The 11,836-nt window shown below is 39.4% G+C and carries 7 protein-coding genes; 5 read left to right on the top strand and 2 right to left on the bottom strand.

Annotated features, from left to right (window positions below):
- Position 1 precedes the first annotated feature (1 nt).
- Entirely contained in the window at positions 2 to 1,474 is a 1,473-nt protein-coding gene (gene guaB / locus ABDZ97_RS13415) for an IMP dehydrogenase (protein ID WP_343788589.1), read from the bottom strand.
- 147 nt (positions 1,475 to 1,621) lie between these two features.
- On the opposite strand from guaB, the gene ABDZ97_RS13410 reads away from it, so the two are divergent.
- From ABDZ97_RS13410 to ABDZ97_RS13390, 5 genes are all read left to right on the top strand, one after another.
- The gene (locus ABDZ97_RS13410; protein ID WP_343788585.1) at positions 1,622 to 2,257 is read left to right on the top strand and encodes a carboxypeptidase-like regulatory domain-containing protein; all 636 of its coding nucleotides are present in this window, start codon (positions 1,622 to 1,624) and stop codon (positions 2,255 to 2,257) included.
- A 75-nt stretch (positions 2,258 to 2,332) separates the two neighbouring features.
- Positions 2,333 to 4,987 (top strand): carboxypeptidase-like regulatory domain-containing protein, encoded by a 2,655-nt coding sequence (locus ABDZ97_RS13405; RefSeq protein WP_343788582.1) that lies wholly within the window; start codon positions 2,333 to 2,335, stop codon positions 4,985 to 4,987.
- A 190-nt stretch (positions 4,988 to 5,177) separates the two neighbouring features.
- Positions 5,178 to 6,911: a peptidase domain-containing ABC transporter gene (locus ABDZ97_RS13400; protein WP_343788579.1), complete on the top strand. Its 1,734-nt coding sequence runs from the start codon at positions 5,178 to 5,180 to the stop codon at positions 6,909 to 6,911.
- Positions 6,904 to 8,271: an HlyD family secretion protein gene (locus ABDZ97_RS13395; protein ID WP_343788575.1), complete on the top strand. Its 1,368-nt coding sequence runs from the start codon at positions 6,904 to 6,906 to the stop codon at positions 8,269 to 8,271. The genes ABDZ97_RS13400 and ABDZ97_RS13395 overlap by 8 nt, the downstream gene beginning before the upstream one ends.
- On the top strand, positions 8,255 to 9,679 hold the full coding sequence (locus ABDZ97_RS13390; protein ID WP_343788572.1) for a TolC family protein: 1,425 nt from the start codon (positions 8,255 to 8,257) through the stop codon (positions 9,677 to 9,679). The genes ABDZ97_RS13395 and ABDZ97_RS13390 overlap by 17 nt, the downstream gene beginning before the upstream one ends.
- A 48-nt stretch (positions 9,680 to 9,727) precedes the next feature.
- On the opposite strand, the gene ABDZ97_RS13385 is transcribed toward ABDZ97_RS13390, so the two are convergent.
- Positions 9,728 to 11,827: an OmpA family protein gene (locus tag ABDZ97_RS13385; RefSeq protein WP_343788569.1), complete on the bottom strand. Its 2,100-nt coding sequence runs from the start codon at positions 11,825 to 11,827 to the stop codon at positions 9,728 to 9,730.
- Between the last annotated feature and the right edge of the window lie 9 nt (positions 11,828 to 11,836).

Raw genomic sequence — 11,836 nt, 5'->3', positions numbered from 1 at the left:
ATTATTTTAAGCTATAATTAGGTGCTTCTCTTGTTATTGAGACATCATGAGGGTGCGATTCTGTCATTCCGGCATTTGTTATCCGAACGAGTTGAGCGCCTTTCAGATTTTCGATAGTTGGAGCCCCGCAATATCCCATTCCGGCGCGCAGACCTCCTATGATCTGATACATCACCTCAAATAAGTGTCCTTTGTATGGTACACGTCCTGAAATTCCTTCTGGAACCAGTTTTTTAACATCGTCTTCAGCATCCTGGAAATAACGGTCTTTAGATCCTTTTTGCATGGCTTCCAAAGATCCCATACCACGGTATGATTTGAATTTTCTTCCCTGGTAGATGATCGTTTCTCCCGGAGATTCTTCAACTCCGGCAAACATTGAACCAACCATTACAGTATCCGCTCCGACTGATATTGCTTTTACAATATCTCCCGTGTATCGGATTCCTCCGTCTGCAATAACAGGAACACCGCTTCCTTCAATAGCGCGGGCAACATCATTAACAGCTGTTAATTGCGGAACTCCGACACCTGCAATAATACGTGTTGTACAAATAGATCCGGGACCAATTCCTACTTTCACCGCATCTGCACCTGCTTCGACAAGATACTTTGCTGCTTCACCTGTTGCAATGTTTCCGACAACTACATCCAATTGAGGAAATAGTGATTTAACCGACTTTAATTTTTCAACAACACCTTTTGTGTGTCCGTGTGCCGTATCAATAACGATCGCATCTACTCCTGCGTCTACAAGCGCTTTTACACGGTCTACCGTATCAACAGTAACTCCAACAGCGGCAGCAACACGAAGTCTACCGAAGCTGTCTTTACATGAATTAGGATGCTTTCGTACTTTTATAATGTCTTTATAGGTGATCAGACCAACCAACTTGTTGTTGTCGTCTACAACGGGTAATTTTTCAATTTTAAATTCTTGCAATATATGTTCTGCCTGCGTAAGGTCTGTTCCGTCTTTTGTGGTAATGATATCTTGTGCAGTCATTATTTCACGTACCGGACGTGACAGATTTTTTTCAAATCGCAAATCACGGTTCGTAATAATTCCTTTCAAAATCCGGTTTTCATCTGTTACAGGAATTCCCCCGATTTTGTTTTCACGCATCAGGTTTAATGCATCCTGAACGACCGCATTTTCAGATAAGGTTATGGGATCAAGTATCATTCCACTTTCTGATCGCTTGACTTTACGTACCTCCAAAGCCTGCTCTTCGATTGTCATGTTCTTGTGAATCACACCAATTCCTCCTTGTTGAGCAATGGCAATTGCCAACGCAGATTCTGTTACTGTATCCATTGCCGAAGAAACAATCGGAGCTTTTAGCCGGATGTTTTTTGTGAATTTTGTTTCTAATTGAACGTCTCTTGGAAGAACCTCTGAGTACGCGGGGACAAGTAAAACGTCATCGTATGTCAACCCTTCTCTCACTTTGCTGATATCAGATAAAGCCATATATTGAACTACTTCTTAAAGAAATTCTTGCAAATGTAATAAAAATGCACGTGCTATTTTCTTTCGAAGTCATTGAAAAAAGTAAATTTTTTGTTAATTTACCTTAAATTGGCACTTCTTTTGATAAACCTTTGTAAACTTGTAAGCATGAGATATTTTGCAGCTTTGTTGGTTTGTGTCCTGCTGGCAGGATATAGTCAGTTTTCTTTCGGGCAGGAAGATGACAAGAGGTTGATTCAATTATCAGGAGTTGTTTTGAGTTCTGATAGTCTTGAACGCATGCCGTTTACTGCTATTTATGATAAGACTACACGAAGAGGTACTATTTCTGATTATTACGGTTATTTCTCTATGGTAACGAAACCGGGAGATACTCTGATTTTTAATTATATTGGTTATAAACCCAGTACATATATTGTGCCGGATACACTTTCTGAATTCGGATATGCTTTGATTCAACTGATTGATCCCGATACGCTTATGTCGAAACCGGTTCGGGTTTATCCATGGCCTTCACGGGAAGAGTTTGCAAGAGCTTTCATTGAGATGGATCCTTATGAAGATGATATTCGAAGAGCGCAACGACAGTTGTCGGGTAAAAACCTGGCTATAGCTGCAAGTCGTTTAACAACGGATGCCAGTCTCACATATAGTTGGCAACGACAACAGGCACAAAGTCAGTTGTATTCACGAGGTCAGTTCCCTGTTAATAATCTGCTGAACCCGGTTGCCTGGGCGCAATTTATTGAATCGTGGAAAAGCGGTAAGCTAAAGAGACAATAACGTACTTTTTACCTCTCTTTACAATATAACTATTTTTTTTCTGTTTAAACGTGGGCTTTTGTTACTTTTGGCACCATGCAAAAAATACTGCGTTTATTTCTTCTAATTCCTGTTTTGTGGTGTTCCGCTTTGTGGGGACAAATCGCTACTGTAAAGGGATATGTAGTAGATGATGCAGGAGAAAGAATCACAGGAGTAACCATTCAAAGTACGGATAAAACAGTTCAGACAAAGGTCGATTTTAATGGTAATTTTAAGATCGAACTGGAGTCCAATCGTGACTATCAACTGGTCTTTTCATTTGTTACTTCGAGGCGAACGGTAAACCTGCATTTACTGAACGGAGAAGTCAGGGATTTAGGTGCTGTAAAAATTGAATCGTTACTGGGTAAAGAAGTTGATGTCTACGGAAAAGGTAGTGTTGAAAGTGATCCTACCATTGTTACACTTCCTCCGTTTGATATAAGTAGTTTTGCCTTACCAAACGGGGTTACTCAGGCACTTGCCTACATTACTCCGGCAGTATCCAATAACGAATTGACAGCAAATTATAATGTTAGAGGAGGGAATTACGATGAGAATCTCATCTATGTAAATGGTTTTGAAGTGTATCGCCCTTTTTTAACCCGGGCGGGTCAACAGGAAGGTCTCAATTTTATAAATTCAGCTTTGGTTGATGATATTCGTTTTTCAGCGGGAGGATTTGACGCAAGGTATGGAGACAGGTTAAGTTCTGTACTGGATATCAGATACAGAGACCCTGATTCGACACGAGCTTCTTTGGTCGCAGGACTTCTTGGGGCTGAAGCGCATGTAGAAGCGCGAAAGAACAGGTTTGCTTTTCTTGGGGGAGCGCGATTTCGGTCCAATGGATATTTATTGAACACGCTCCCAACAAAGGGAGAGTATAATCCTGTTTTCTGGGATGCACAATTTCTTACACATTATAATATAACAGAGAACTTGCGTTGGAATGTTATGGGACATTTTTCTTCCAATAAATTCAGCTTTGTCCCACAAACGAGAGAAACGAGCTTCGGTACATTTAATCAGGCACTGAGTTTTAAGGTTTATTTTGATGGACGGGAAGTAACTCTTTTTCGAACAGTTACAGGGGCAACATCACTGGAATATGATGTGTCGAAATCTCTTCGGTTGAATTTTTATGCGAGCGTTTTTAATACGGATGAGTCGGAAAATTTTGATGTGTTAGGGCAGTATTACATTAATGAGTTGGAAACCGATCCGGCAAAAGAAAATTTCGGAGATTCTGTTAATACACTGGGAGTAGGATCTTTCCTGAATCATTCAAGAAACCGATTGAAAGCTACTATTGTATCTGTTTATCATACAGGAGAAAAAAAGTTTAAACGAAAAGAATTTGCTAAGTCAGGTAAATTACGGCAATTGGAGAGTAGTCTTGATTGGGGGGCAAAGTTTCAGAAAGAATTCTTTAACGATATTTTGAGTGAATGGGAAATGGTAGATAGTGCCGGTTATATTTCCCCGCAGAATGCAAACGGAGATCTGGAATTAAAGAATGTGATAAAACAACGCCATAATTTACAGACGTACCGGGTCACTGGTTTTGCGGGATATTCATTGCGTTGGAATTTCGTTAAGGATAAACATATTGTACACTTGAAAGATGTTTACAGGAACGAATCCGGTAAAAAGGAACGTAGAAAATATATAGATACATTGGAGCGTGTTCCTGCCCGACTGGCTTTTAATATTGGTGTAAGATCCGGCTATACAGGAGTGAATAACGAGTTCTGGGTAACCCCCCGGGCTTCATTGGTATATACTCCGAGGATGTATTTTTACCGGAATGGAAAAGTATACCGGAGAAATGTTAAATTCAGATTAGCTTCGGGATTGTATTACCAACCGCCTTTATACAGGGATTTGAGAGCCTATGATGGACAGTTAAATACGAGTGTTCTTGCACAGAAATCAGTTCACGTTGTTGCCGGGACGGATGTTTTCTTTAATATGTGGAATAGAGAGAGTCCGTTTAAATTTTCAGCGGAGGTTTATTATAAGTATTTGTGGGACGTAAACCCCTATAAAATTTCAGATGTGCGGTTGCGATATTTTGCAAACAACGATGCAGTAGCCTATGCATACGGTGCGGACTTGAATCTGAACGGACAATTTATAAAGGGAATAGAATCGTTTTTTAAGTTAGGATTCCTGAGAACTATGGAAGACATAAAAAATGACGAATATTACGTCTACTTTAATCAGGCCGGAGATACTATATATCCGGGGTATACATTTGATGATGTTGCGGTAGATAGTACACGAAATGCGCCGGGATATATTCCGCGTCCTTCGGATCAGATGATTACTTTCGGAGTATTATTTCAGGATCGTATGCCTAAAATAGAGCAGTTAAGCGTTCAGCTTAGTGGACTTTTCGGAAGTCGTTTACCCTATGGACCTCCCGGTGAACACAGGTATCAGGATACATTACGCCAAAAAGCATACATGCGTGTAGATATTGGAGTAAGTTATGATTTTCTATACAAGAAACCGAAAGAGAGTAGAAAAAAATTCTGGAAAAACTTTTCGGATGTTAAGTTGAGTCTTGAGGTCTTCAATATCCTGGGAATTAATAATGTTTTGTCACAAACCTGGGTGCAGGATGTCGAAGGTAGGAACTACGCTATCCCAAATTATCTCACGCAACGGCTATTTAATCTTAAACTGATACTCAGGTTATAGTTTTTTCGTGCTTCTTAGTTTTTAAATCTTACTTAATTTTGCAGGCATTGGTATGAACATATTCATATTACTGATGTTAATAATGTATAAAATCAGCAGGTGTTTTTTACAGATGTCTCAGGTTTTAAATATATTAGAAAGCATACTGAGAATAAAAAGGCAATCCGTATAACGAAAAATAAAGACATATATGCCAGAGTTTAAAGAATCGAAGCTGAGACCCGGGCAACGATTTTGGAGATTACTTAAACCCGATGCACCTGAAATAAGGAACGTATACATCTATTCCGTTTTTAACGGACTTGTTAACCTGTCACTGCCCCTGGGGATACAGGCGATTATCAATCTTATTCAGGGGGGTAGAGTGTCGACAGCGTGGATTGTACTGGTTGCTTTTGTGACAGTTGGAATCGCAGTTTCGGGATTGATAACCATTTTTCAACTTAGGATAACCGAAAATTTACAACAGAAAATCTTCGCAAGGGCAGCATTTGAGTTTGTTTTTCGGGTTCCGAGAATAAAACTGGAAGAACTATACAGGTTTCATGCACCGGAATTAATGAATCGTTTCTTTGATGTCGTTACTGTTCAAAAAGGTCTTCCGAAAATTCTGATTGATTTTTCATCAGCAGGACTTTATGTAATTTTCGGGCTGATACTACTCTCTTTTTACCATCCGTTTTTTATTCTTTTTTCACTTTTATTAATAGCATTAGTTTACATAATCTTTAGGATTACTGTGAAAAAAGGATTGCGGACCAGTCTTGAAGAATCAAAGCATAAGTACCTTCTGGCGCACTGGTTGGAGGAAGCCGCCCGTACAAATATGACCTTTAAAATGGCGGGAAATACGGACTTCCCAATACAGAATTCGGATAGACATGTCATGAGTTATTTACAGGCCAGAGAAAGCCATTTTAAGGTTTTGGTTCAGCAATATTCGTTGATGATTTTCTTCAAGGTGATTGTTGCTTTGGGGCTGTTGGCAATCGGAGGAGTTCTGGTAATGGAGCAACTGATGAATATCGGTCAGTTTGTTGCGGCTGAAATTATTATCATCACAGTAATCAATTCTGTAGAAAAGCTTATTCTATCGCTCGAAACTATTTATGATGTTTTAACCTCACTCGAAAAAATAGGTCAGGTAACAGATCTTGAATTGGAGGCTATAGAAGGAATTAATCTGGAGGAAGAGTGTAAAAATAAAGGGCTAGAGGTTGAAGTAAATCAAGTGACATTCTCGTATCCTGACTCAATGGTTCCGGTACTAAAGAACATTAATTTCAAGGCTGACAGCGGGCAGCATATTGTGATTACGGGAAAAAACGGATCAGGAAAAAGCACATTTATGCATCTTTTGGCAGGTTTGTATAGGGTAAATCAGGGTACGATTTCATACAACGGAATTCCGAGAGATAATTTTAATCTGGATTCATTGCGGTCAGAAATCGGAGGGTGTTTGATTGATGAAGACCTTTTTGAAGGAACTTTGCTGGAAAATATCACTATAGGAAGGGAGAGGGCTACATTTGAAAATGTAAAATGGGCTATGCAGGGAGTTGGATTAGGAGAATTTGTGAAGACCTTGCCTCAGGGGTACGATACGATTCTGGAGCCTTTAGGAAAGAAATTACCAAGAAGTATTGTGCAACGTTTATTGATTGCCAGAAGTATTGCTGACAAACCACGGCTTTTATTACTGGAATATGCTTTTGAACATCTTGATATTGCAGAACGGAAAAAAATAATAGATTTCCTTCTTGATCAGAAAAATGGTTGGACGGTGATCGCTGTTTCAAATGATGAATATTTAGCTAAGAAATCCGATAATATTGGAATTATGCAGGGAGGGGAACTTACCCATTTTGGACCTTATGAAAAGTTAAAACAGATTGCTAACTTAAAAATGTATAAGGATGCTTAATATTTCGGAAAAGACAGTAGGTAAGTATATTGACCGATCGAAGATTCCTTCGCTCCGATGGGCAGAATCAAAGAAATCGGGACGGGTCCTTATTCGTATATTAATTTGGTTTTTTGCTCTGGTTCTTGTTATCATGTTTGTTCCCTGGACACAAAATATTGCCGGACGGGGTAGTGTTACGACTATGAATCTGGATCAGCGTCCACAGACGATTCATTCGGTGATTGCGGGAAGAATAGAAAAGTGGTTTGTAAGAGAAGGAGATTATGTTTCTAAAGGAGATACAATTTTATATATATCAGAAGTAAAGGATGAGTATTTTGATCCGAACTTACTCTCCAGAACGGAAGAACAGCTGAAAGCCAAAGAGCTAACAGTTCAGTCGTACATGGAGAAGGTAAAAGCGTTGGATATCCAGATTGAGGCCTTGTTTCAAACAAGTGGTTTAAAGCTTAAACAGGCAAAGAATAAGCTTAAACAGGCAGAACTTAAAGTAGTGGCAGACTCAATTGATTTTGAAGCGGTCAAGATTAAGTACGAGATTGCTGTGCGTCAGTTCGATCGGATGAAGGAGTTGTATGATGAAGGGTTAAAATCGTTGACAGATTTAGAGAACAGAAGGATGTCTATGCAGAAAACCCAGGCAGAAATGATTTCTGCTGAAAGCGGGTTGTTGTCCAGTAGAAACGAAGCGATAAATGCGGAGATTGAACTTACAAGTATTCAGGCAGAATACAGAAACTCAATAGCAAAGGCAGAATCGGATAAGTATACGGCTTTATCCAGTATGTACGATGCGGAAGCTGTTGTAACAAAACTACAGAATCAATACGTTAATTATTCGGTGCGGTCAGGACTGTATTATATTACAGCACCTCAGAATGGATATGTTACACGCGCTATCCAGTCGGGGATCGGAGAAACGATAAAAGAAGGTGAACAGATTGTAAGTATTATGCCTTCTCATTATGATTTGGCAGTAGAAATGTATGTACGTCCTATTGATCTTCCTTTGATCAAGTTGAATCAAAGGGTTCGTATCCAGTTTGACGGATGGCCATCCATTGTTTTTTCAGGGTGGCCGAACACTAGTTTTGGTACCTATGGTGGTCGAATTTTTGCAATAGATAATTTTATAAGTCCTAATGGTTTTTACCGGGTAATGGTTAAGCCTGATCCGGATGAAGTTGCCTGGCCTGATGCGCTCCGTGTAGGCGCGGGAACACATAATATGTTACTTCTTAACGATGTACCGATCTGGTACGAATTATGGCGTCAGATTAACGGATTTCCACCCGATTATTATAAGAATTCATCTTCTCTTCAAGAAAAAGCAAGTACAAATGAAACAGCAAAATAGTGGAATACAATTAATTTGTGCTGTATTGTTAGCAATCTTGCCCTTTGGGAGCTGGACACAGGATAAAGAGATTGTTGATAAAAACTTTTCTTTTTCGGAGTATCTGGAAACCGTCAGGTTGCACCATCCGATGTTTATGCGAGCTGATCTTGTACTGGATAAGGGAGATGCACAAGTCCTTAGCTCGAGAGGGGCCTTTGATCCGGTAGTATATGCGGAGATTACACAAAAATATTTTAAAGGAAAACAGTACTATAGTTTGTTGGATGGGGGAATAAAAATTCCAACCTGGTTTGGTGTTGAATTGTACGCAGGGTATGAACAGAACCGGGGAGAAAATGCAAATCCTCAATACAGAACACCGGATGCGGGATTAGCTTATGCAGGGGTATCTGTTCCTATATTGCAGGGATTATTGATGGATAAGCGACGTGCCACTTTGAGGAAAGCTCAAATTTCTCTAAAGATGAGTGAGCAGGAGGTAAACCTGATCAAAAATGATGTGTTACAGGAGGCAATGATAGCTTATTGGCAGTGGTATACTGCCTATAATGTTATGGAGATATACCGGGATGCTCTTCAGGTTGCAAAAGAACGTTATGTCGGGGTAAAACAAAGTGCACGATTGGGAGATATTCCGGCAATTGACACATTAGAAGCTGGAATACAGGTGCAAAACAGAATGTTTTCATTACAGCAGGCAGAGCTTGAATATGCGAACGCAAAAGCGTTACTATCTCTTCATCTTTGGCAACAAGGGAGTATTCCTCTCGAGTTAGGTGAGGGAGTAATTCCTCCGGTTGGAGAAATGTCCGTTGGAGAGCTTCCTTTTTTGGCGCCCCCGCTTGATTGGGAGACACAGCTGATTGATCACCCAGAACTGAATAAAGCTCAGTTAAAAATAGATCAGCTACAATTGGACAGGAGAATCGCATTAGAGTTAGTTAAACCCGAGCTTAATTTAAAGTATAATGCACTAAATGAGCCAATCAGTAGTAATCCTTTTGCTGAATATTCATTGTCTAATTACAAATGGGGAGCTGATTTTTCAATACCAATTTTGTTAAGAGAGGGGAGAGGTGAGTTGAAATTAGCTAACTTACATATACAAGATGCTAATTTAGGACTAGAACAAAAGAAAGTTCAACTTTCTATAAAAGTTCAGCAGGCAAATAACGAGTGGCGAACCACGAACCAGCAGTTAGAGTTATACAGACAGACTTACAGAGATATAGAAAGATTGCTGCAGGGAGAGCAAACAAAGTTTTCGAGAGGAGAAAGCTCCCTTTTTCTGGTGAATTCACGAGAGATGAATTATATATCTGCCAGGGTCAAATTAGTTGAACTGTATGCAAAAAACATGCTGGCGCTGATAAAAACCTATCATTCTTTGGGACTTTTGAAATAAAAAAGAGGTCACTGGATAAATGACCTCTTTCCTGATAATCTAAAATAGTTATTTCGATATAATCTTAAATTCAGTACGTCGGTTACTTTGGTGTGCGTCTTCTTTGTCTTGGGGAAGACGTAATTTAGCAATTTCAGTATCTGTCACAATCGGTTGCTCCTCTCCGTATCCCTGGTATTCCAGACGACCGGAACTGATTCCTTTGTCAATCAGATAATCAACAACGGCCTTCGCTCTGTTGTGTGAAAGATCTTTATTGTAGGAGTCAGAACCTCTTGAATCCGTATGTCCGCTAATCTGAATACGGATACTAGGGTTGTCATTTAATAATTTCGTCAAACGATCCAATTCATTTTGTGATTCGGGACGTAACGAGTATTTATTCAAATCGAAGAAAATGTTACGCAGTACAATAACTTCTCCTACTTCAACTTTCTTCAAATCGACATTTTTTTCATATTCCTGGTAATCACTTTCTTTTGGAATGTCGAAATTCTCAGAATGAAATAAATAACCCTCTGCTTTTACGGCAATTCCATAGTTTTTTCCTGCGGGAAGAGAAACCATATATTTTCCGGTTACCGGATCTGAGTTAAATTCTGCAATAATTTCATTCTTTTCATTGTCGATTACTTCAATTGCAGCCATAACGGGGGCTTTTGTTTTGTTGTCCCGAATAATACCTTTCAGTAAGGATAGAGAGCTGCGTTTGATTTCTATTTTAGGTTCGATAACTTTTTCTCGCATGGTAACTCCTTTACCGGCAAGAAGAATGTCTTCAGTGTTCAGCATAGGCTGTTTTTCTTCTCCCAGAAAAGTGATTTTATAAAGATCTTTTTCTCCCATTCCATCTTCACGGAACGAAGTCATATAGGCGTCTTTACCATTTGCTGCTACAACAAAGAAAACATCATCGTCGGGAGTATTAATCGGGTATCCGATGTTTACAGGGGTAGACCAGGAATTGTCATCCTGACGAACCGAGTAAAAAATATCATACCCACCAATTGTACTATGTCCTTTAGAGGAGAAATAAAGCGTTTTTCCGTCCGGGTGCATAAAGATCCCGTCTTCATCATATGGCGTGTTGACTGTTTCCGGAAGTCGTTCGATATTGGTCCAGATTTCTTTTTTTGCGTCCCACGATGCAACGTAGATGTCTTTGTCTTTTGGGGCTCCTTTTCCCGAAAGAGGGCGATCACTTACAAAATATAATTTTCGCATATCAGGGCTGTACCAGGCAGAAGGCTCGTGGTAAGGAGAGCAAATCTCGCTGTTTAGTTTTTTAGGTTTAGACCATTCTGACCCTTTTCGTACACTTTCGTAGATATTACCATCTCCCTTGTCGTCAATATAAACAAGCATTTTTGATCCATCAGGACTCAAAGCAACAGTAGCGTCATGTCCTTTCGTATTGATTGGTTCACCCACGTTTTTTGCAGCCTGATATTCTTTGTTAGCTTCTTCCGACATGTAAATATCTTCGAAATATCCTCCGAAATCATCACTACTATTTCCTGCTGAATTCGGACGACGACTGGTAAAATAAATCTCAGAACCGTCCGCATTCATAATCATTCCATATTCGGGGTATTGTGAATTGATGTTTTTCCCCATGTTGTCAATCCATACCCGAACCGGTTTAACCATCAGTTTTTTACCATTTCGACACTCCTCAATATGTTTGGACGTTTCCATGATACGTTCCATGTCGGTTTTAGTATTAAGCGTATTCTTAAATGCCTCATACGCTTTGATAGCTTTGTCCCACTGTTGCGAGAGTTGAGAACCTCTTCCGATATAATACTGAATTTCAGTATTTACAGTAGGTTGAAGTTTATAAGCTTTCTCAAAGTATTCCAGCGCTTTGAACTTCATGTTGGAATTCAGGTGACAAAGCCCGATTTTAAAGTTCAGGTCAGCATTATTAGGGTTAAACTCGTTAGCTGCTTCAAAAAAGGGTAAGGCTTGTTTATAAAGCGGAAACGGAGCGTAATCCAATAATTTGTTTCCTTCATCCAGATTTTTTACAGCAGCTTTGAATTCATCCTTTTTATCTTTGAAAAGATTTTTATCAAACTCAACATTTTGAGCAATAGATGCGAACGAAAAGAATAGGAAGGCAAGTAGTATATTAAGATTCTTCATTTTGATCAA

It is taken from the genome of Wandonia haliotis, from assembly GCF_039523435.1.
GTDB classification, from domain to species: domain Bacteria; phylum Bacteroidota; class Bacteroidia; order Flavobacteriales_D; family Crocinitomicaceae; genus Wandonia; species Wandonia haliotis.
Note: the sequence above shows the minus strand (reverse complement) of the source record. Positions and strands in the feature narration are given on the sequence as shown.

What these genes read in the sequence shown, in the direction of transcription:
- guaB (WP_343788589.1), bottom strand. Translation starts at nt 1,474, where the DNA reads ATGGCTTTATCTGATATCAGCAAAGTGAGAGAAGGGTTGACATACGAT.
- ABDZ97_RS13395 (WP_343788575.1), top strand. Translation starts at nt 6,904, where the DNA reads ATGCTTAATATTTCGGAAAAGACAGTAGGTAAGTATATTGACCGATCG.
- ABDZ97_RS13405 (WP_343788582.1), top strand. Translation starts at nt 2,333, where the DNA reads ATGCAAAAAATACTGCGTTTATTTCTTCTAATTCCTGTTTTGTGGTGT.
- ABDZ97_RS13385 (WP_343788569.1), bottom strand. Translation starts at nt 11,827, where the DNA reads ATGAAGAATCTTAATATACTACTTGCCTTCCTATTCTTTTCGTTCGCA.
- ABDZ97_RS13390 (WP_343788572.1), top strand. Translation starts at nt 8,255, where the DNA reads ATGAAACAGCAAAATAGTGGAATACAATTAATTTGTGCTGTATTGTTA.
- ABDZ97_RS13400 (WP_343788579.1), top strand. Translation starts at nt 5,178, where the DNA reads ATGCCAGAGTTTAAAGAATCGAAGCTGAGACCCGGGCAACGATTTTGG.
- ABDZ97_RS13410 (WP_343788585.1), top strand. Translation starts at nt 1,622, where the DNA reads ATGAGATATTTTGCAGCTTTGTTGGTTTGTGTCCTGCTGGCAGGATAT.